The sequence below is a fragment of the Shewanella sp. GD04112 genome (genome assembly GCF_029835735.1).
In the GTDB taxonomy this organism is placed as follows: Bacteria; Pseudomonadota; Gammaproteobacteria; order Enterobacterales; family Shewanellaceae; genus Shewanella.
The window spans coordinates 572314-594321 of record NZ_JAOEAL010000001.1; the positions used below are offsets into that span (position 1 = coordinate 572314).

Here is a 22008-nt window from a genome sequence, read left to right on the forward strand (position 1 = left end):
TATTGAAATTGAAAACATGCTAATACGAAAATTAATTATCGTAAAACAATAAATTTATATTTCTTTGTAATATTTTTTGTCGAAGGATTATACTGGTGCTCGTTCGCTAAGAATTATCTAGGGTGATGTTTGGGTGAGTTGATGAATCAAAATTTTAAAAAATTAATAAAAATCAGTGAGTTTTGCCGCTGGCTGGTGCTCTTTTCGGCGGTGGCCATTGTCGGCTACCTGTTTTATTGCTATTGGGCCTACGACGATATTCGCTTCAACAGCAGTAACACCCAGTTGCTTGAGTTATGGCACCTCGCAAGCGCCAACAGAATGTTGTTGCTTGCAATGCTAACTCCTTTATTTATCACATTTTTATTAGGAGTCTATTGGCTGCAACGGCTCTTATCCTGCTATCAGCGCGGCCTGTTTTTCAGTGATGAGAGTATGAAATGTTACCTATGGCTAGTGTGGTTAAAAGTGGCGGCCTTAGTGTTCGAGATGCTGCAAACCTTAGGGATAGGTATCTATCATCAGTCATTTTTTGAAGAAGGTCGTATCGAACTGGTGCTCGATTTTGGCAATATATCGACGATTTTACTGATGTTGCTGATCGTGTATTTGCTTAAAGCCGCCCGTGATTATGAGGCGGAAAACCAAGAGTTTGTTTGATTTTGAATATTATCGTTAATTTAGACGTCATGATGGCGGTGCGAAAGGTGAGCTCTAAGGAGCTGGCCAAAGCGGTGGGCATTACCGAGGCTAACTTGTCGCTGTTAAAACGGGGCAAAGTCAAAGGGGTGCGTTTCGATACCTTGGCGAGTATCTGTGAATACTTGGCCTGTCAGCCGGGGGATATTTTGGAATACCGCAAGGATGCCGAGCAAGACGCGTCGGACTAAGGAAGTGGCCTAGGCTGCATGCTGTTTCTACATGCTGTGCAGCCTAGGTTTGCGGTTTTACGCTTTTACTAACTGAGTTAAATCCGCAGGGCGATAGTACACCGATTTTAATACCTTGCCTTGGCGCACGACTTTACCGGCCATTTCCACATCCTTGGCGCATTTGGCGATGATAAACTCGCCCTTTTTGCTGCCAACGATTTCAACGCCTTGCTCGGCATAGAAGGCGATAGTCTCTGTCAGTTCCTGCTCATTGCGGCACACTTTGCTCATGTTGCTCGAATGCACTTCATCCCAGCAGGCGATAAAGTCGATTTCGCGGTTTTTAGCCACACACAGCAGCAAGTCGATAAGGTAGCTGATCTCTAGGCGGTCACTCATTTGGGCCGCGCCTAAATGCACTAAACGCCCCATTAATACATACACAGAATCGACAATGGCATCGGCCTGTTCGATACGGCTATCGGCTTCGGCAAGTTCGGTTAATTCTTCAATAATCAGTGAAGTATGTAGCGTATCGGCCTTTTCATCCAAGGAGCTAGCATCGTTGACGGCGAGGTCGAAGGTGCTGCGAAACTCACTGATATCACGGTACAAGTGGTCATAAATAGGTTGAGTTAAACAAGTGAGTTTCATCGGGAAGCCTTAGATTTTATCAATGGGTTTTACGAATGGATTTGCAAAATCGATTCATGGATAACAGCGGCAATTCTAAAGAAAGGTGGCGCAGAATACAAAGCGAGTCCGCCTTGGGGTAAAAATACCCGCTGCCAAATCGGGGAGCAGCGGGCTTCGATATGCGCTGGGTGTAAGTGCGCTCAGTAGCTATCTGTCGTGGCTTTGTGTTATTGGCCAAGCTAATTCATTCTATTTGGCATCGCGAATACTGATCTTGGCTTGGGCTAGGGGTGTTTACCTACTCAGTGCTGTAATTAGACTGTATTAAAGACTTTGCATTAACTTTCTATCATAAAGCGTGAGTTTCTTTTACATCTCACCATATCGCCAGTTACACTGCCTCGCCATGCTGGAAAGCATTCGAATAGCCAAAATACCAAAAATACAAGAATAACAACGGAAGGAGTCTCTCATGTCGGACCGCCTGATCCCCGCCATATTACTGTCGACGACAGTACTGACAGGGTTAACTGCCTGTGGTGATAACACCAAGGAAACCGCCGCTGCCGCCAGCGACAATGCAGCAAAAGTACAAACCAGCGCAGCGCCTGCTGCCAGCCAAGCCGCCATGCCAATTGGCATTAACCTCGCGGCCATGTCGCCTAAGGTTAAACCCGGCGATGATTTTTATACCTACGCCAATGGCGAGTGGATGAAAACCACAGAGATCCCCGCCGATCGCTCAAGCACGGGTGCATTTCTAGTGGCTTTCCAAGAGACGGAAAAGCATAAAACCAGCCTGATCGCCGACTTGGTCAAGGCGGAACACGCCGCTGGCAGCGATGATGCACGCATTGCCGATTTCTACAAGGCGTACACTAATACTGCGGCAATCGATGCGGCGGGCATGAAGCCAATGGAAGCCGATTTAGCCCGCTATCAAGCCATTGCGGATAAACACGCACTATCTGCGGCGCTCGGTGCTAACCTGCGTGCCGATGTGGACCCTCTCAATGCCACCGACTTTTTCACCGAAAACCTCTTCGGTATTTTCGTGACTCAAGGTCTAGCTACGCCGGGCGAAGTGCTGCCTTATATTCTGCAAGGCGGTTTAGGTTTACCCGAGCGCGAATACTATCTGTCGGACGACCCTAAAATGGGCGAGATCCGCACCGCTTACCGTGCCTATATCGAGACCCTGCTGACCGATGCGGGCATCAGCGATGCCGCGGCCCGTGCCGATCGCATTTTTGCCCTCGAACACAAGATTGCTAGCGCCCACGCTAGCCGTGAAGACAGTGAAGATTTCACTAAGGCATCGGGTGTGTGGAGCCGCGCTGACTTTGACGCTAAAGCCCCTGGCATCGACTGGACAGCCTTTTTAGATGCCGCGCAGCTTGGCAAGCAAGACAGATTTGCCGCCTATCACGCCAGTGCTATTACGGGACTGTCGGCGCTGGTGGCCTCTGAGCCGCTAGATGCGTGGAAAGACTGGTTGGTGTTCCACCATATCAACAGCCACGCCGATGTATTGCCTTCGGCTATCGATAACGCTTCTTTTGCCTTTAACGGCACTAAGCTATCGGGCACCCCTGAGCAGCGCAGCCGTGATAAACGCGCCTTGAGTGCCTTGGATGAATACCTGGGTGATGCCGTGGGCCGCGCCTATGCCGAGCATTATTTCCCTGCTTCGGCCAAGGCCGAAGTTAGCACTATGGTGGATAACATCGTCAGTGCCTTTGGTAAGCGAGTCGAAAAACTCGAATGGATGGACCCTTCAACCAAGCAGGAAGCCTTAGCTAAGGTTGCGACCATCGCCGTGGGCGTGGGTTATCCCGATAAATGGCGCAATTACGATGCCTATGCGGTATCGCCAACCAATGCCTATGCCAATGCTATCAATGGTGAAAAGGTGGAATACGCCCATCAACTCGCCAAAATCGGCAAACCTATGGATAAGGGCGAGTGGTGGATGACGCCGCAAGTGGTTAACGCGGTTAACCTGCCAGTGCAAAACGCGCTTAACTTCCCAGCGGGGATTTTGCAGCCACCATTCTTCGATGCTAAGGCCGATGCCGCCTATAACTATGGTGCGATTGGCGCTGTGATTGGCCATGAGATCAGCCATAGCTTCGATAACAATGGCGCGGCGTTCGACTCGACTGGCGCTATGCGTAACTGGTGGACGCCAGCGGACTTTGCTCAGTTTGCTAAGCAGGGTGAGGCATTGGCAAAACAGTTTGATAGCTATGCACCATTCCCGGATCTGCATGTCAACGGCAAGCTGACCCTAGGTGAAAATATTGCCGACGTGGCGGGCTTAGCGGCCGCGCTCGATGCCTACCATGCTTCGCTTAACGGCAAACCTGCACCGGTTATCGATGGCTTTAGTGGCGACCAACGCTTCTTTATCGGCTTCGCGCAAACGTGGGCGACTAAGATGCGTGACGAAGCCTTGCGTGCCCGCGTGGCGACCGATGGCCATGCCCCTGGCATGTACCGCGCGCTGACCGTGCGTAACTTAGACGCTTGGTACACAGCCTTTGATGTGAAGCCCGGCGATAAGCTGTACTTAGCCCCAGAGGATCGCGTGAAGATCTGGTAAGCGTAAGTCCATAAAAAAAAGGGAACCCCAGGGTTCCCTTTTTGTTAGCGATTTTGCAGCCGATTGTAGTCCAGCCAACCGCTCTCAATCGGGTGACTGTCGAAAAAGGCTTGGTTGAGTTTGTCACTAAAGGCCCAGAAACGCGGATCGGTACGGCGCACCGCCGCCAAATCCAATAACGCCTCGTAGTCTTTTTCGGTTTGCATGCTTTCGACCTTAGCCACGACTTTGGCTAAATCTTGCTCCTTAATATGCCAGAAGGCTTCGGGGTAACTGCCCAAAAGTCCGCGCACTAGCGTGACATCATCCTTGGCGGGATCGCGGTTGCTTTCCTCATTGAATAGGCTCGAAATATTCCGATGGGCACTGTTACGCACTAAGGTGAAGATTTCCGCTTTGCCTGGGGTTTGCGGCTCAATCATGATCATCGTCAGCTCGGGCAAAAGAGTCGCTTGCGTACCTTTGACTCTGCCTAGCGCCTGCAACAAAGCCTTGCTATTAGGTTGCAACTGACTGAGTGCGATTTGATAACGTTGGGGCTGAACCTCGCCGACCTTAGCGGCCAGTTTTTGGTAGAGCTCGGCCTTAAGATCGTCCGTGTAGTAGAGCACCCCCGTGGGTTGATTGAAGGTATTTATGTCTCCCGCGATAAAGGCGGTCAGCTGGGTGCCCGCATCCTGATACCAATCCTTAAACTGCTTACGGCGTTCCTCTTGGGGCAACAAGGTCAAGAAGTTAGACTCGCCCTCCATGCGTAAAAAATCCATATAAAGGCGGGTGAGTAGCTGGTGGCCATAGTTACCATACACATCGAAACCCGCGACCAAGAGATAGTGAATACGCTCCAGCAGGGCATAGTCGATCACCCAAGCCGTTTTGGGGGATTCTCCCACTAAACCTTTGACCACAGTGGCATTATCGAAATGTCTAAACACCGTCAGGCTGGCATTATCATTACTGCCGTCGCCATCCCATAAACCGTCGATGGTGAGGTGGCGACCATTTTTAAACTTATGATTTAAAAACTGATTTCGTGCCCGCATATACTCGCCCTGTTTGGCGGCGTATTTCACCCAAGTCACGGCAAGGGCGGTGCTTTCTTCCTCGGCGGGCATGCGAAGGTTCTCGATTTGGCCCTGATAGAAGTCGGTAAAGTCGCTATCGTCCATATATTCTGGGGTGACAAAGTAAACCCAAAATCTATCGTTGATCACATTGAGGGCGACCTGACCACGGCAAACTGGCCCCTTGATAAAGCCCATAATAGTGTCTTGGGCGCGGGTGAGCATAAAGCGATAGCGTGAGCCTGCGGGCAGCTGAATAAAGGCCTCGAAGGGATTGGCCGCCACGCTCGGTTTATAGCTGGGCAGCGAGCTGACTTGGTATTTTGCGTCGATAAACCACTGCTGCCAGTTTTGCAGTACAGTGTTATTCAAAGCGTAGGGAATATGGGTTTTATCGACGATCGTGGCGCGATAGGGCTGAAAGCGGTAATACACCCGCGACACTTGCGGATCGTCGAAGGGGCGGCGGCTGGCAATCAGATCAATCGGTTTGCCCGGCGGCGTGCGTGAGCGCACTAACTCGAAGTAAATCGCAGGGGCATTGGCCGCAGTTAACGACTCAAAATACAGGTGGAAGGCAAACAAGTGCTCGTAAATATAACGGGCGCTCAGTTGCGCCTTGAGGCTGTCGGCATTTAAAAACTGCTCCCAGCGAACGATTTCGTCGCTGAACTCGGCGCTAAGCGCAGCTGGCGTTGGCAACACAGCGCCCTGTTCGAGCCATTGCATTAATACCTTATGTTCCTGCTGATTGAGCGCAGGCAAGCCGTAGGGCATACCCGCAAGCGGCTGGTATTGCTCGTATTTGTCCATTTCCTCAATGCTGGCGCACTGCTGAACCCGATCGAGGCTAAAGTCGAAACTTTTATCGAGCAGTTTAGTGTCCGGCAGGGGATGGGCCTGTTTTAGCGTTAGCATCCGCGCCAGCACTGAGGCCTGGGTATTGGCCTGCGGGGTTTGGGTGCGCTCATTAAGCACGGGATAAAAACCGCGTTCGCGCCATGCTTCTGGCGTATGGGCGTCGACAAATAACCGATTCGGTGTTGCCGCCATCAAGCGGGTACCCTGATAGACTTTTTCCTTATTGGCGCCCCGTTCAATGCCCTCACTAGAGGTCATTTTAAGCTGACAGGGTGCATCGTAACAGGCATGGCAAACCACGCAGCGACCATTGATAATAGGTTCAACAGTCGAGTGATAAGTCTTTGTTTGTGTAGTGAGTTCACTAGAATTAAGCTGATTGTCGGCCCGCGTTTGCGGCGAGCTTTTACCGTAAAGATTATCAAAATCCACCTGGGCGACGCTGGCACAACCCGTGACCGCTAACACTAGGGCCAATAGCCAACGTTTCCAGACTGCATTTATCGGATTCATATTCACTCCTTTGCCCGACTGATGAGCTTTATCCATGCCTAATCTGCAACACTCTAGCAGAATAGTCTGAACAAGTTGAATTTACGGCGTATTTTTATGATTTTTCGAAATTTATCGCTGTAGCTAACACGCATTCAAATGTTTAATTTGTGTTTTTGTGGTGTTACATAATGGTACGCATTTTTTGATGGGATTTTGTTATATCTAGTGGTGCACGCCAGTGCATAAAAATATAACTATATAATTCTGAAGGAAATGCTATGAACAATCAGCAGTTCAAACGTACCGCTATCGCGAGCCTGACTGCGCTCTATGTGAGTGGTGCTTGTACGTTTGCATTGGCCGATCCAGGGATGGAGAAGGTCGCAGGTAGCAGTTTTTATACTCCTACTTTCACCGCCGAAGATGTACTAAGAGTCACTAATGAGCGCAAGGCTGAGCTCAGTGGTGATATTTATGTCGGTACTCCGGGACAAGTCAACCGTGTTAAGAAGGCCCGTACTCCCGAAGAGATTTTTCAACCCGAAGCTAATTCTCAGGGGATACAAACTTATATCGTTCAGTTAGAGGCTGAGCCTTTAGCAACCTATGAAGGCGACATCCCTGGCTTTGCAGCCACTAAGGCACCAGTTAACCGTTCCGTGATTGCTAAGGGTCGCGTCAGCGTGAACACGGCGACGGCACAGTCCTACAAGAGTTACTTGTTAGGCAAGCAAGACAAGTTTGTCTCGCATGTGCGTCAAGCGGGCGTGAACCTGAAAATCAACAAACAATTCACTATCGCCAGCAACGCCTTAGTCGTTGAGATGACGCAGGAAGATGCGATTCGTATGTCGCACCAATCTGGCGTGAAGCGTATTTCCCCTAACCGTATTTTTGAACTGCGCACCGACCGTGGTCCAGAGTTCATTGGTGCCGACCAAATGTGGCAAGGTACCGCTACGCAAGGCGGTTTGCCGGTGAAGGGTGAAGGCATGGTCGTCGGTATTATCGATACGGGCATCAACACCGACCATGTCGCCTTTGCCGACGATGAAGAATATGCACGCTTAAACCCATACAAAGGTCAGGCGATTGGCGATTGTGGCGCTTTCCCTGAACTGTGTAACAACAAGTTAGTGGGTCTGCATTCTTACCCTGAAATCACCGATGTGTATGCGGCGCCTGAATTCCAAACTTCAAGTGGTGCGACAAAACGTATTCGTCCTGCGAACGCGGAAGACTATGCGGGCCATGGTTCCCATACGGCCAGTACCGTTGCGGGTAACACCCTAAAAGATACGCCTCTGCAAGGTTTTACTGGCGATAAGGTCAGCGATGGTGTGGATGTACCTTTCACCTTCCCACAAACCAGTGGCGTCGCCCCGCGTGCACATATCATTGCTTACCAAGTTTGTTGGCCGGGTAGCAGTGGCGACCCTTATGCGGGGTGTCCTGAGTCGGCCATTTTATCGGCATTTGAAGATGCGATTGCCGACGGTGTGGATGCGATTAACTTCTCTATCGGTGGCGCTGAAAACATGCCTTGGGGTGACCCAATGGAGCTGGCCTTCCTGTCAGCCCGTGAAGCGGGGATTTCCGTTGCAGCTGCTGCGGGTAACAGCGGTGCCTATTGGACGGCTGACCATTCATCACCTTGGGTAACTACAGTCGGCGCAACCACCCATGACCGTAAACTCAAGGCGGGTATTAAGAGCATTATCGCTTTTGAAGGCACGGGTAAACCGACTACGGCGATTCAAGGCACCAGTTTCTCTGGCGCGATTACCGGTGAAGTGGTGCTGGCGGAGAAATATGCCGATCCAAACACCAAAGACAGCTATACCGCGGCAAGTTGTAACGTGCCTTTCCCTGCGGGCACCTTTACATCGGATCAAATCGTTGTCTGTGAACGTGGTGATATTGCCCGTATCGAAAAAGCGAAAAACGTGGCAGCGGGCGGCGCTGGTGGCGTGATCCTGCAAAATATGAGCTCTTCGGTGGATAACCTCGAAGCGGATATGTACGTGATCCCTGGTATCCAAGTGAAGTATGCCGATCGCCTTAAGATCCGTAACTGGGTACTGAAAAACCCGGGTACAGCACGGGCGACTATTACCGACTTTACCAACGATTACAGCTTTGATGCTGCAGCGGGTAATAACCTAGCGACCTTTAGCTCACTAGGCCCAAGTCGGACTAACAACACCTTAGTGCCTGATTTAACGGCGCCAGGTGTGGATATCTACGCGGCCAACGCCGACGATCAGCCTTTCACCAATAATCCAACGGCGTCCGACTGGACCTTTATGAGCGGTACCTCAATGGCCGCGCCACACGTTACTGGTGCGATGACGCTGTTGACTCAGTTACACCCTGACTGGACGCCTGCCGAAATCCAGTCTGCACTCATGCTGACCGCAGGTCCCGTGGTATTGAATACCGGTTATGAGTTGGTTGAACCTTACTACAACTTTATGGCGGGTGCGGGCGCGATCAATGTGGCGCGTGCTGCGGATACTGGCTTGGTGATGGATGAAACCATCGACAACTACCGTAATGCCGATCCAACCAATGGCGGTGTGGTGAACTGGTTGAACTTGCCTTCTATGGTGGAAATGGAATGCGAGAAAACCTGTAGCTGGATGCGTACCGTTAAGGCGACCCGTGATGGCAATTGGGCAGTTGAAGGTGTCGGCAAGGAAGAAGGTTTTGAGGTATCAGTATCGCCAGCGTCCTTCAGCCTGAAGGCGGGTGAGTCGCAAAGCATTATTATCACTGCGAAAACGCCAAGTCTTATCGAGCATAAGGTGGAGCCAGCAGATCCTTCGGCGCCTTGGAGCGAAGTGCTCAATAAGAATGCTTTCTTCAATGGCCAAGTGTTATTAAGAGAAATCAATGGCAGCTCACCAGATGTACACATGCCGGTGGTTGTGGCGAGCGTGGCCGATCAGTTACCTGTTGCGCACCGTTTTGAAATCACTCGCGATCAAGGTACAGAGTCTTTGGTAGTGAACACTGACTCCTACAGCCAACTGACCCCACGTTTCTATGGCCCGGTGAAGCCAGAGATCAGCTCAAACAAATTAACCGCAGTGAGCGCGATCTTAAGCAAAGCGAATATAGACAAGGGTTGGGATATTCGCCCTGTGGTGGTGCCTGAAGGTACTAAACGTTTCGTGGTGGAAGTTCAAAAGGCAGAGCTTGTCTCGACGCTGGAAAACCTAAACCCACGCTATACCCAGTTGCACCCCTTTATCATGGTAGGTCTGGATAAGAACGGCAGCAATACCTTCGTACCAGAGGGCGATAACCCAACGAGTTCTGCGATTCGCGCGGAATATATCGATGAGTTAATGTGTATCTCAACTAGCCAGTCTGAACATAACTACTGTAGCTTTGAGAGCCCAACCCCAGGTACTTACTGGGTGGCAACCGCTATGGCCTATGGTGCGGGTCAAGGTGATGTCGCTGTTGAAACTGGCTATGCCCTAGTGATGGAAAACGATGACAAGGGCTACTTGAGCATGTCCGGCCCGGCATCCCACGACGGTAATGGCAACTATGAGATTGGCCTTAACTGGAACATTCCTGAAACCAAAGCTGGCGATGTTTACTACGGTGGTTTCGACCTTGGCAATATGCCAGGTGCCGAAGGTACATTAGGCTTTACCGCGCTGGATATTCGTCGTGCCGACGATGCGGTAACTTGGTCCGTGAGCCAAGACAAGGCCCGTAGCATGGATGTCATCGATGTTAAGCTCAACATTGCGCCTAACCTAGAGACACAGGATCGTAACTACAAGTTCGAGATGAAACTACCGGAAGGTATGCGTCTCGCGACGGGAACGATCAAAACCAATAACGATGATGTGACCAAAGCGATCGTTGCCGATGAGCACAACCTAACCCTGAGTGGTTTACAGTTGTCGACACGCAACGTTGGACGTGAGTACAAGGTCAGTACCAGCTTAACCGATAAGATGTGTCATACACCGTTGATCGATGAATATTCGAAAGGCGGTTATATCGACCTGTGGGGCGAGTTCCGCATTCGCCTAACGCAGACTGGTTTGTCGGTGACTTCAACAACGCATTCGATGTGCCTATCAATTGGCTGTTCTACAAGCAAAACGCCAAGTTTGAAGTCTACAACCAACCTAACGCGGGCTACATGCGTATGCATACCGTGGGGGCGTTGCAGTTCAACACGGGTTACTGGTACATGTCGCAACACCGTGGCCCAGGATTCTTGAACGAAGCCTTGGCACCATTCTGGCGTGGCACTTTCACCAGCAAGTATCGTCGTGATCCTTCTGAGCCATGGGGTTTAACCATTGCGACTCAGTATGCTGAAGATCGTCCAGATCTGGGCGATCTACTGTTCCTCGAGTTCGACAATGTGACCGACAGTAAAACGGGTGAAGAGTTTGACTTTGAAACCATTTTACGCAGCGGTATCGATGATCGTCCGGGTCAATACGAAATCATTTACGCCTATAGCAACTTGGGTGCAAATGTGGCAAAAGGCGCGGTATTTGTGGAAGGGTTTGACTCTCCATGGTCAAAAACCGTCGGTCCAAAAAATGGCAACCTCTACGAAGTCTTAGGTTTCGATAACTTAGACGAAAAACTGCAAAACGATCTGGTGGTCTGTTATGACTATGTGGGTCCTGAGCAGAGCCGTATGGAAGTCAGCTTTAAAGTGGCTGTTCAACCTGAAGCAACAGGAAAAACCTTGGATCTTGAACTGAACTACGATCTTGAGGGTGCAACGCCAACCACGTTGGTCCACAGCATTGCTGTGAATGGCAATATCAAGTTAGCGCCAATCGCTAACCAAGTCGTGGCCGAAAACACCCGTCTCGAAGGGCTAAGTGTATCCTATGTGGATGCGAACAAGGTTCCGAACACGGTTGAAGTCACGGGTGAACATATTAGTGCCGAGATCAAGGGTAGTCAGTTTACCCTGATCCCAGAAACTAACTTCCACGGTGACACCTTAGTCACAGTGACTGTGCGTGATAATGAAATCAGCTCTGATGCTGCCAGCACTAGCTTTATGCTGACGGTAGAGTCTGATGGCGTTGAACCTACGCCAGTCACCCCTGTGACTCCTGAAACCCCAGAGCCAGAATCTAGCTCCGGCGGTGCCTTAGGATGGAGCTTACTCAGCTTGCTTTCTATGGCATTTATTCGCCGCGCTAAAAAAGCCACTCGTGCTTAATTAGCTTAATTCTCCAGTCAAAAAGAGGGACGTATGTCCCTCTTTTTATTGGGTTAATATCTTCCTGTTATTCGAACTGTTCACGGGGTAATATGAATAGCATTAGTGGATGCTATGCTTTATTAGGCACAAATCGACAAGGGAAGAAGATGACTACAGAACGCTATTTTTACGAGCCGAGCAAGGGACATGGATTATCGCACGACCCCTTAAATGCGATTGTCGCTCCCAGACCCATAGGCTGGATCTCCTCGCGCAGTGCCCTGGGGCAACGCAATCTCGCGCCCTATAGTTTTTTCAATTGTTTCAACTACAAACCACCTATCATCGGCTTTGCCAGCACGGGCTGGAAGGACAGTGTCGCCAATATCGTCGACACCGGCGAGTTCGTCTGGAACCTCACCACCCGCAGCCTTGCCGAGAAAATGAATCAAACTTCCGCCATGTTGCCCCGCGGGGAGGACGAGTTTGCCTTTGCCGGACTCACCCCCAAGGCGGGCACTATCGTCCAAGCCGAGCTGGTGGCCGAAAGCCCAGTAAACTTTGAATGTAAGCTTTCTCAATGTATTCAATTAACTGCCGCTAATGGGGACAAGATTGATACTTGGCTCGTCTTAGGTGAAGTCGTTGCCGTGCATATCGCCAAGCATTTGCTCAATAGTGAAGGTGTGTATCAAACCGCCCTCGCTGAACCCGTACTGCGCGCCGGCGGCCCATCCGCCTACTATGGGATCTCGGAAGAGCAAAGGTTTGATTTGCATAGACCACAAGTGTAGGGCGCTTAAACGCCGCTAGGCTTGAGAAGCAAACAGCGTTTGAGCTTAGAGTGTTAATTGTAGGTTTGGGTGTAATTTCTCGCTTCTAGCTTTTAAATCAAAGTCAAAGTCGTGGGGCTTCACCCCACACCCGACCAAGGAGGACTGCTCGTCCTATCCTCCTTGGATGCTCCATGACGCCCCTAGCGAAGTTACATGCATTAGTTACCTGTCTCATACTCCAATAAAAATTGCCTAACGGCTCAGATGGGACATCCATGTCCCCTCGAGCCTGCGCCATCATCCATGATGTCGCCACGGCATTTTTATCTGCGTATTTCGACAACTTCGCAGGGGAAGGTGTAACTCTTAAAATTTGGCGTTCTCTTTTCTTCTTTAAAAGCATAATAGTTTCGGACGTTAGATTTTCATCAACATGACTAAATCAAAACCGTCTTATTGCTATTTACTCGATAAAAGATCGCTAAATACATGTTCCAATACTGAAATATGATATGAGTTAACTTCACCAAACCTTTCTTCTGGGACTTTATGTATTTGACCACCAATTTTCCTTGTATAGTGAGAGGCCTGTATGCCTCTTATTTTTGCTAATGATAAATCAATTTGAATATTTTTTACCCTGCAGAACGCCATAATAGTATAAAAATCTTTATCTCCAAATTTATGAGATAGTGCGGCTGTTGCTGCCGTAAATGCTTCATCTGCTCGAGCATTTGCCTTTCTAACATCTACTTTTGTTTCATGTATGTAGTTTAAAGTTGTACGTTGTGCTTCTTCTAGCATGCTCATTCTTTTGTCATGTTGAACTAATACCTGAGCTTGATTAAGCAGCTGTTCTGCTGGCGTAAGTAACCGTTGTGCATCAAAATATGCATCAGCTAATTGCTCTTGCACTTGCCAAGAAAAATCGTCAGTAAATGCTTTTACAAGCATAGAATAACCTCGTTGCGTAATTAATATTAATCCACTGGGTGGTATAGGATTACGATAATTTGCAACAAATGCCTGGTCATTTACTGTTGCAATATAGTAATGTTTATTAATCTGCAATTTTGATTGATTCTGATTAAATATATTGTAGGTTGTATTGGGTGAGACTCGGTGAAGTTTATCTAAGGAGTCTAAGGTTAAAACTCTCTCAGAGTTAAATTCAATAACAGGTAAGGTTAAATCGACCACTGTGACTTGATTTTGATCATTCATATCTAATCCACTCTTTAGTGTTAATTAATTATTTCTACCATAGAGTTTCATGTTAAATCTATAATTTTGGATTATTTATCCAGTATTAGATCTGGTGCTGATGGGATATATGTGATGCAAAAGGTTGCAATGTACCCAAGAGGGCGTTCAACTCCTCTAGGCGCTTCACTCCACGACGTTGACTTTGATTTGAGTGAATCTAATTTGTGGCAAAGCATTGTTTAATCGATAAATAAATTGTCAGGATATTGAAATAGCGAAGGAGAGACTGGTGCCTTTTGATTTATCGGAAGAACAGTTAGCGCTAACGGAACAAGAGTTGGGGGCGACACTGCCTCGAGAGTACCGTGAAGCGATGAAATTAGATAATGGTGGAGAAGCCGTTAGAGCAGAAGATGATTGGGAGTTGTATCCGATTAAAGATACTTCCGATAGGAAACGGATTTCCCGCACTTGCAATCATATCCTTTATGAAACTGAGTCGTGCAAAGGGTTCCACCATTTCCCCGATAATGCCGTCGCGATTGCGGGCAATGGGTTAGGCGACCAAATGGTTTTTATCAAAGAATCAGGCCGGATTTTGGACTCTGTGTATTTGTGGCTGCATGAAACGGGTGAGCTCCAACAATTAGCCGCTTCATTTAATGGAATTGAAAAGTTGTAAGCAGAGTCAGTCGCATCATCTTTTTTCCTTAGTGAAACCCTTTAGATATCTGATTTAGCTGAAGAGTCTAAGATTTCGTTGGGCTTGAGAGATTAAGCATTGGCATGAAAGTGACCGTTGGCGGCATGGATGCCGCCATCGAGCATACATGGATGTACTCGCTGTGTGTCACTGGAATGACAGTGCTTAATCCTTACACTTAATCAAATCGCCCTTAAAAACAAAACCCCAGTGCAAACTGGGGTTTATTGTTTTAAACCTAGGTTGGCAAAGGTTAATCAGCCAAGCGACAAATCACGCGTTATTTGATAAACGCGAAGGCATCGCCGTAGAGATGGGCTTCATCGACACCCATTTCGCGGAAGATTTCGCGGGCGGCGCCGACCATATCGAAACGACCTGCGATATAGATGTCATAGCCGTTTAGGCTAATAAAATCTTGCTTGATTTGCGCGAGCAGGTTGGCGGTTTTACCTTGCCAGTTGGCTGGGGCTTCTTCCACCACGGGCACAAAGTGTAACCAAGGGTGAGCGTCGTGCCATTGGCGGGCGATGCTTTCGTAGTACATCGCATCTTGGGTGCGGCAACCCCAGTAGAGGGTGGTTTCGACCTGTTGGTCTAGGGCGATTTGTTGCTCGACAATACTCTTGATGTACGAGAAGCCTGTGCCACCAGCGATCAATAAACGTGGGCGCTGGCTGTCGTGGCGTAAATGGGCTTCGCCGCCGGGAGCTTCGATGTCGATATGCGTGCTATTACGCAATCTTTCAACCACTTGCATTGGATAGCTTTCGCTGACGGCCGCACCAATATGAAGCTCAATCACTTCGGCATTAGGGGCGGACGCGATAGAGAAGGGACGTTTATCTTTTTCACCCATCACAACACACAGGTATTGTCCCGCTTGAAATTCCAAGGGGGTGTCGGGCTTTAACCACACCTGATATACGGCGTCGTTAAAGGGGGTTACTTTCTCTATCTTACAACGTATGGTTTTCATCAAACTTCCTTTGCACCTTTCATCATTTGTTGTCGTTAGGTGTCACATTAAGGCCGTTAGCGGCCTATTCTCTTGGCTTAAGTGGGTACGAGAGTCGTGCTTAAGCTGAATTATAGGGTTGGGCTGTCGTCTATGCCTAACTCATCCCAGATTGAGTCGATCTTTTGCTTAACCTTAGGATCCATCACAATCGGTGTGCCCCATTCGCGGTTGGTTTCACCTTCCCACTTATTAGTGGCATCGAGACCCATTTTGGAGCCGAGGCCCGCCACGGGGGAGGCAAAGTCGAGGTAATCGATAGGCGTGTTATCGATCATCACGGTGTCGCGCTTAGGATCCATACGGGTGGTAATGGCCCAAATCACATCGTTCCAGTCGCGGCAATTCACATCGTCGTCGACCACCACAATAAACTTGGTATACATAAATTGGCGCAGGAAGGACCAAGCGCCCATCATCACCCGTTTAGCATGGCCAGGATATTGTTTACGAATCGAGATCACCGCTATCCGATAGGAGCAACCTTCGGGAGGCAGGTAAAAATCAATAATTTCAGGATATTGCTTACGCAAAATCGGCACAAACACTTCGTTGAGTGCCACACCTAACATGGCGGGTTCATCCGGTGGACGGCCGGTGTAGGTGCTGTGGTAAATCGGATCCTTACGGTGGGTAATATGGGTCACGGTAAAGACGGGGAATTTATCCGTCTCGTTGTAGTAACCCGTGTGGTCGCCGTAGGGGCCTTCTTCGGCCATTTCGTCGGGATCGATATAGCCTTCGAGGATGATCTCGCTGCTGGCGGGTACTTCTAAATCACAGCTTAAAGCCTTGCAGACTTCGGTGCGCTCGCCGCGCAGCAATCCCGCGAAGGCGTATTCGCTCATGGCATCGGGCACTGGGGTGACTGCGCCTAAAATGGTCACAGGATCAGAGCCTAAGGCAACCACCACAGGGTAACGTTCGCCGGGGAATTGCTCTTTAAAATCGGCAAAGTCGAGGGCGCCACCACGGTGGGACAGCCAGCGCATAATGAGTTTATTCTTGCCGAGCAACTGTTGACGGTAGATCCCAAGGTTTTGGCGACTCTTACGCGGACCTTTGGTAATGGTTAAGCCCCAAGTGACCAAAGGTGCGACATCGCCCGGCCAGCAATGCTGAATCGGCAGCTGAGTTAAATCGACTTCATCGCCCGTTTTTACCACTTGCTGGCAGGCGGGATTACGCACTGTCTTAGGCGGCATATTCAAGGCTTGCTTGAACATGGGGATTTTTGAAATCGCGTCTTTAAAGCCGCGTGGTGGCTCGGGTTCTTTTAAAAACGCCAGCAGCTCACCTACATCGCGCAGCGCGAGCGGGTCTTCTTTGCCCAGCGCCATGGCGACGCGTTTTGGGGTACCAAAGAGGTTGGCCAGCACTGGCATTGAATGATTCGTTGGATTTTCGAATAGGAGTGCAGGGCCTTTGGCGCGTAGAACGCGATCGGCGATCTCTGTCATTTCTAAATGAGGATCAACGGGGTAGCTAATGCGTTTGAGTTCGCCATTGGCTTCCAGATGATCAATAAAGCTGCGTAAATCCTTAAAACTCATGTGGAAATAGCCTCTGCAGTGGAAATCCGTGTGGCGCGCACTATAGCATTTTTCTGTTTTAGGGTTAACCTATTCAGTGATCTTCCAGCTTTGGAAGCGTAAAATGCTTGTCCTAGGTCGATGTTTATTTGACCAGAGCCCGGTATTTCGAGGTTTATATGACACTCTTTCCATGCCTTGTTAAAGATAAATATCTTCAACTTCAATCAGTTTGCTTACCTAAGTCGGCTGAGCCTTGGCATAAAACAGGCTTTAGCTTGTCTTTACTGGGCGCCTTACTGATTTGCACCTTAGCCGTGCCGAATCTGGCGGCGGCGCGCGATCGTGGTAATGATCGCCATAGCGAGAGTCATGGTCGGCACGACAATCATTACAATAATCACCATAAACATGGGGATAGCCACCGCCACTATCGTCCCTATTACCGCCCTTATTATCCTTGGGGATTGGGCCTAGGTGTCGGCTTAGCGACGGGCTGGGGCACGGGTTGGAATCTCGGCTACGGTTGGAACAATAACGGTTGGAACGATTGGGGCTGGAATAGCTCGCGTTATTGGAATTCACCCTATTCGGGCATAGGCTTGTCGATTCCTATGGCCTATGATGATACGCCAGTGGCAGTTTCGCCCCCAGTGCGAGTCACAACGAGTATGCAATATTCGCCGAGTGAAGGCCGTATGGTGTCGAATATGCCAACGAATAGCGCGACTGTGATATCACAGACAGGTGCATCGACGGCTAGGGCATCAACAGCCTCGGCGGAGCAAATTGCCAATGTGCCCCGTGCACGGGCGGCGCGCAGTGTGTCGAGCCTGCCGAGCAATGCCAGAATAGTGCAACAGGATGGCCGTACCTTATATGAGTGGCAAGGTACGCTTTACGCCTTCGATTGGAATAGCCAAACCTATCAAGAGCAGTTAGTGAAGTAATGTTGTTTTAGGCCTTATTGACGGGAGCCCCGAGTGGGCTCCTATTTTTTTCTTAGCCAGTTGTCGTTTTATAGAATCGCGGAGAAATCGTTTGCAAGCAGTTCAACCCCAGACTCAGGCTCAAAGCAGCGCGCTTTGGGTGTTACTCGCCTTGGCATTAGGCACCTTTGCCCTAGGCACCACAGAATTTGCCGCCATGACCTTAGTGCCTTATATCGCCAGTGATTTAAGTGTTGATGTCGCTCATGTGAGTTATGCCATCAGCGCCTATGCCCTTGGGGTGGTGGTGGGCTCGCCCATTATCATGGTGCTGGGGGTGAGGATTAAGCGGCGCACGCTGTTAATCGCCTTGGCCGCCATGATGGCGGTTGCCAATGGCTTAAGCGCCCTGGCACCCAGCTTGAATTGGTTAGTCTTTTTCCGCTTTTTAAGCGGCTTGCCCCATGGTGCATATTTTGGGGTGGCTATGTTACTGGCGGCGTCCTTAGTGCCTCCCGAGATGAAGGCTCGAGCGGTTTCTCGGGTGATTATCGGCTTAACCTTAGCCACTATCGTTGGCGTGCCCTTCGCGACCTGGATGGGACAAACCGTCGGTTGGCGCTCTGGTATCGGCATAGTGGCGATTATTGCCGCCGTGACTGCTGTTATGCTGTATTTTCTCGCGCCAAATGTCGCTGTACCGCAAAATGCCAGCCCAAAAAAAGAGCTGCAAACCCTGAAGAACCGTGAAGTTTGGCTCACGCTCGGCATTGCGGCTATCGGTTTTGGCGGGATTTTCTGTGTGTATACCTATCTGGCCGAGACGCTGATCCAAGTCACCCAAGTCGAGCCCTTTAAAATCCCGGTGATGATGGCGGTCTTTGGGATTGGCGCCACCTTAGGCACCTTAGTCTGTGGCTGGGCGGCGGATAAGTCGGCGCTGGCGGCGGCATTTTGGTCGCTGGTGTTAAGCACCTTAGTGTTGGCGCTGTATCCGAGTTTGACGGGCTCTTATTGGGCATTAATGCCGATTGTATTCTTTGTGGGTTCGGGGATTGGTCTGGCAACCATAGTACAGGCGCGATTAATGGATGTGGCCCCCGATGGGCAGGCCATGACAGGCGCCTTAGTACAATGTGCCTTTAACCTTGCCAATGCGATTGGCCCATGGGTTGGCAGCTTAGTGATCTTATCAGGCCAAGGCATCGCCGCGACTGGCTATGCGGCAGCGCTGTTATCCCTCGGTGGTTTAGTTATGTGGTGGTTAACCCATAGGGAGAGCCGCCGAAGCAGTGCGCTGTGCACCGCTAATTGCATCGACTAAGGGATTGATTCAAAAAAATGGGCGGCCAAGGCAACTTGATGTCTTGGCCGCCCATGTGTTTATCGTTAACTCGCCGTCTTAATTCGTTAACCCCGTTGAATGGTGATATCGGCGATATAACCATGTTCAGTGGCGAGCAGTGCTTGTTTTAGCATGCTTGCGGCCTCATCGGCGGACATAAAGCTTGAGGTATCTAGACTCTTACCACTACTCGGCCAAAAGCCGGTATCCATACCGCCGGGATAAACCGCAATCAACTTCATCTGACTCTGTTTGAGCTCCAAACGTACCGATTCGATAAAGCCCCTTACCGCCCATTTGGCGGCGCAGTAGGTCGATTCACCCGCTTTGGCGGCGAGGGCTGCAGTGGACATCACGATCACAACCTTAACAGCTTGCTGTTTATAGCGTTTCACCAATTCACGTACCAGCAGAATCGTTGAAGTGACATTGTTATTCAGCAGCGCCTGGATCTCACTCGCGCCTTGGGTTTCCAGTGCGCCAAAGTAACCACTGCCAGCGCAGTGGATAACCGTGTTGGGGGTATCGGTGAGGCCATCGAATAGCGCTTCGACACTCGCTTCGTCGGCTAAATCGGCACTGATGGCGCTGATGCTTTGGGTCGAAAATGGGCTGAGGGCATTGGCCACGGTATGCAGGCGATTGGCATCGCGCCCCGTCAGTGTAAGTGCTTGGTTATCCTTGGCATACAGGGCGGCTAATGCCGCGCCTAAGCCACTGCTTGCGCCAGTAATCAGTATCATCTTTACCTCTTGGTGTTCTCTGGACGTTTAGGCTTAGATCAGGGTGAACAGCGGCTGGTCGAAGGCGAGATCGTCCCCATCTTTCACCCAAATAGCGCCGATTATGCCGTCACGCTCGGCCTCGATAGGATTTTGCATCCGCATGGCTTCGATAATGCAAAGCGTGTCGCCGCGCGCCACCCTTTGACCTATGCGCACCAAGGGCGCTTCGGTTTGGCCTTGTGAGGCATGGAAGGTGCCGACCATGGGCGATAGCTGCACAAAACCTTCAATCACAGGCAGGGCGTCACGGGCTTTGGCTGGCTTTGGCGTCAGTGCTGAAGAGGGCGCAAGATGATGCGCGCCTTCAGGTGCGCTTGCGGTGTGCGGGCCGTAGCGAGTGATACGAATGGACTCTTCCCCTTCGGTAATCGCCAGTTCTGCAATCCCAGATTCCTGCACTAATTCAATCAGTTTTTTGATCTTTCGAAGGTCAACCGCCATGGCTTGTGGCTCCCTGTACTCACGCTAATCGCGTTTATGCCTTCAATCTCTTAATCGCCGCCGCGAGGGCAAACTCATAGCCTTGGGCGCCGAAACCACAAATCACTCCAATGGCCTTATCGGACAAATAGGAGTGGTGGCGGAAGGGCTCGCGGGCGTGGACATTGGATAAATGCACTTCAAAGAAGGGAATATCTACCCCAAGCAGTGCGTCACGCAGGGCCACACTGGTGTGGGTAAAGGCTGCGGGGTTGATAATGATCATCTGCGCATCGGTAGCATGGATAGCGTTGATCAGCTCAAATTCGGCATTCGATTGAATATGTTCAAGTTCAACACCTGCTGCTTGAGCTTGTTCACTCAAAATAGCAACGATATCGGCTAAGGTTTGATGACCGTAAACACTGGGCTCACGGCGGCCAAGGAGGTTTAAATTGGGGCCATTGATGAGCAGAACTTTATGATTCATTACGCTTTCCTTTTACGACATGCCTTAAGGGGTTGAATGCCATTAACTTAACCTGTTCGGGCGGATTTTGCATTATGAATGTCACAGCGCTGTCGGCCGGGTTAATCAAACTTAATCTGTCGCATGGCTTTAGTGGCGCTGCGTTGTTTTTTCGCATCTAAGCGTTTGGTTTGGCTGCTTTTGGTCGCACGGGTTGGAATGCGTTTTTTGGGCACTTCGGCCACGCTGGCAACCAGGGCGATAAATTGCTCCAATGCGGTTTGCCGATTCGCCTCTTGGCTGCGACTCGCCTGACATTTGATAATGATTTTGCCACTGGCGGTAATCCGATGATCGGCTTTTTGCAGCAGGCGCTGCTGATAAAACTCGGGTAATGACGAGTTTTTAATATCAAAAATCAATTGGGCGGCGGTGGAGACTTTATTGACATTTTGCCCGCCAGCGCCGCTTGAGCGGATAAATTGCCACTCGATTTCATTTTCCGGAAGTTCCACACGGTTTGAGATTTTTATCATGGCAGACTTAGGGTTTTGTCCAATTGCTTTGAGAAGCCAGCAATAACTGCTTATGGCTTTTCAATAGATTTGTTATCATCGGCGCATTCTTGCTGGGCAGGCGTGTTTGCCCGTTTGCAAAATAGTGTTCTCGTTTCGGAGTGCCTTTATGTTATGCCAAATCCCCGATATTGCTAAGGGTGTTATCAGTCTTTTCGCCAGTGGTCGACTCTCTTCAACCGATTATCGTACCCGTTTACAGCCGGCCATTAAGAGTTACCGCAAGGATTGGGGACAAGTTTGCCTGTATATCGAGGCGGACGTCTTACTCGAAGGCTGGGAATTTGAGTCGCTAACGGGCAGCGGCGAAGTCCAACTCCCTAATTTTGAAGCCCTAGTATTTGTTGGTGGCCCGGATTGGGTGGGTAACGCCGTGCGTTTACTCGGTCCCTTTATGCAGGGCGAAGTGGCTTGGTTCCCTTTAGAACAAAAAGCCAAAGCCATCGACTGGATTGCGAAACGTTCAACTTTTTAACGGCCCATGGTGGGTATTACTTATAAGGAATTAACT

General features: G+C 49.9%; 19 protein-coding genes. 10 read left to right on the forward strand and 9 right to left on the reverse strand.

Translation table 11 applies throughout. The features are described 5' to 3' along the window. The first annotated feature begins 141 nt into the window (after window positions 1-141). Both N7386_RS02535 and N7386_RS02540 read left to right on the forward strand, forming a co-directional pair. Window positions 142-660, forward strand: a complete 519-nt coding sequence (locus N7386_RS02535; protein ID WP_109286855.1) for a DUF2975 domain-containing protein — start codon at window positions 142-144, stop codon at window positions 658-660. 2 nt (window positions 661-662) lie between these two features. Further along, a complete protein-coding gene (locus tag N7386_RS02540) occupies window positions 663-890 on the forward strand; it encodes a helix-turn-helix transcriptional regulator (RefSeq protein ID WP_086903013.1) in 228 nt (75 codons plus the stop codon). Window positions 891-947: 57 nt separating this feature from the next. Here N7386_RS02540 and N7386_RS02545 read toward each other — a convergent pair whose 3' ends face one another. After that, the gene (locus tag N7386_RS02545) at window positions 948-1526 is read right to left on the reverse strand and encodes a nucleoside triphosphate pyrophosphohydrolase family protein (protein ID WP_086902998.1); all 579 of its coding nucleotides are present in this window, start codon (window positions 1524-1526) and stop codon (window positions 948-950) included. Between the two features lie 454 nt (window positions 1527-1980). Here N7386_RS02545 and N7386_RS02550 point away from each other — a divergent pair, with 454 nt between their 5' ends. Next, window positions 1981-4113 carry a M13 family metallopeptidase gene (locus tag N7386_RS02550; RefSeq protein WP_279766953.1) on the forward strand — a complete coding sequence of 711 codons (2133 nt, stop codon included), beginning with the start codon at window positions 1981-1983 and terminating at the stop codon, window positions 4111-4113. Between the two features lie 44 nt (window positions 4114-4157). Here N7386_RS02550 and N7386_RS02555 read toward each other — a convergent pair whose 3' ends face one another. Beyond that, window positions 4158-6551, reverse strand: a complete 2394-nt coding sequence (locus tag N7386_RS02555) for a fatty acid cis/trans isomerase (RefSeq protein ID WP_279766954.1) — start codon at window positions 6549-6551, stop codon at window positions 4158-4160. Between the two features lie 260 nt (window positions 6552-6811). On the opposite strand from N7386_RS02555, the gene N7386_RS02560 reads away from it, so the two are divergent. From N7386_RS02560 to N7386_RS02570, 3 genes are all read left to right on the forward strand, one after another. After that, window positions 6812-10786 carry a S8 family serine peptidase gene (locus N7386_RS02560; protein WP_279766955.1) on the forward strand — a complete coding sequence of 1325 codons (3975 nt, stop codon included), beginning with the start codon at window positions 6812-6814 and terminating at the stop codon, window positions 10784-10786. After that, entirely contained in the window at window positions 10705-11757 is a 1053-nt protein-coding gene (locus N7386_RS02565; RefSeq protein ID WP_279766956.1) for a hypothetical protein, read from the forward strand. Before N7386_RS02560 ends, N7386_RS02565 begins: the two co-directional genes overlap by 82 nt. 149 nt (window positions 11758-11906) lie before the next feature. Then, window positions 11907-12533: a flavin reductase family protein gene (locus N7386_RS02570; RefSeq protein ID WP_279766957.1), complete on the forward strand. Its 627-nt coding sequence runs from the start codon at window positions 11907-11909 to the stop codon at window positions 12531-12533. Between the two features lie 441 nt (window positions 12534-12974). Here the strand turns inward: N7386_RS02570 and N7386_RS02575 are convergent, their stop codons facing one another. Then, a complete protein-coding gene (locus N7386_RS02575; protein WP_279766958.1) occupies window positions 12975-13739 on the reverse strand; it encodes an ORF6N domain-containing protein in 765 nt (254 codons plus the stop codon). Window positions 13740-14010: 271 nt separating this feature from the next. On the opposite strand from N7386_RS02575, the gene N7386_RS02580 reads away from it, so the two are divergent. Next, window positions 14011-14403 carry an SMI1/KNR4 family protein gene (locus N7386_RS02580; RefSeq protein ID WP_279766959.1) on the forward strand — a complete coding sequence of 131 codons (393 nt, stop codon included), beginning with the start codon at window positions 14011-14013 and terminating at the stop codon, window positions 14401-14403. A 301-nt stretch (window positions 14404-14704) separates the two neighbouring features. Here the strand turns inward: N7386_RS02580 and fre are convergent, their stop codons facing one another. Then, window positions 14705-15403, reverse strand: a complete 699-nt coding sequence (gene fre / locus N7386_RS02585) for an NAD(P)H-flavin reductase (protein ID WP_220057213.1) — start codon at window positions 15401-15403, stop codon at window positions 14705-14707. Between the two features lie 110 nt (window positions 15404-15513). After that, on the reverse strand, window positions 15514-16995 hold the full coding sequence (ubiD, locus tag N7386_RS02590; RefSeq protein ID WP_279766960.1) for a 4-hydroxy-3-polyprenylbenzoate decarboxylase: 1482 nt from the start codon (window positions 16993-16995) through the stop codon (window positions 15514-15516). Window positions 16996-17153: 158 nt separating this feature from the next. Here ubiD and N7386_RS02595 point away from each other — a divergent pair, with 158 nt between their 5' ends. After that, the gene (locus N7386_RS02595) at window positions 17154-17924 is read left to right on the forward strand and encodes a hypothetical protein (protein WP_279766961.1); all 771 of its coding nucleotides are present in this window, start codon (window positions 17154-17156) and stop codon (window positions 17922-17924) included. 91 nt (window positions 17925-18015) lie between these two features. After that, complete coding sequence (locus N7386_RS02600; protein WP_279766962.1) at window positions 18016-19227, forward strand: MFS transporter; 1212 nt, start codon at window positions 18016-18018, stop codon at window positions 19225-19227. A gap of 86 nt (window positions 19228-19313) precedes the next feature. Here N7386_RS02600 and N7386_RS02605 read toward each other — a convergent pair whose 3' ends face one another. From N7386_RS02605 to arfB, 4 genes are all read right to left on the reverse strand, one after another. After that, complete coding sequence (locus N7386_RS02605) at window positions 19314-19991, reverse strand: SDR family NAD(P)-dependent oxidoreductase (protein WP_279766963.1); 678 nt, start codon at window positions 19989-19991, stop codon at window positions 19314-19316. Window positions 19992-20024: 33 nt separating this feature from the next. Beyond that, window positions 20025-20474, reverse strand: coding sequence for an acetyl-CoA carboxylase biotin carboxyl carrier protein (accB, locus tag N7386_RS02610; protein WP_279766964.1), 450 nt, complete (start codon window positions 20472-20474; stop codon window positions 20025-20027). Window positions 20475-20508: 34 nt separating this feature from the next. Beyond that, window positions 20509-20943 (reverse strand): type II 3-dehydroquinate dehydratase, encoded by a 435-nt coding sequence (gene aroQ, locus N7386_RS02615; RefSeq protein ID WP_037428701.1) that lies wholly within the window; start codon window positions 20941-20943, stop codon window positions 20509-20511. A 101-nt stretch (window positions 20944-21044) separates the two neighbouring features. Then, a complete protein-coding gene (gene arfB, locus N7386_RS02620; protein WP_279766965.1) occupies window positions 21045-21458 on the reverse strand; it encodes an alternative ribosome rescue aminoacyl-tRNA hydrolase ArfB in 414 nt (137 codons plus the stop codon). Window positions 21459-21606: 148 nt separating this feature from the next. On the opposite strand from arfB, the gene N7386_RS02625 reads away from it, so the two are divergent. After that, the gene (locus N7386_RS02625) at window positions 21607-21972 is read left to right on the forward strand and encodes an STAS/SEC14 domain-containing protein (RefSeq protein ID WP_011621315.1); all 366 of its coding nucleotides are present in this window, start codon (window positions 21607-21609) and stop codon (window positions 21970-21972) included. Window positions 21973-22008: the final 36 nt, after the last annotated feature.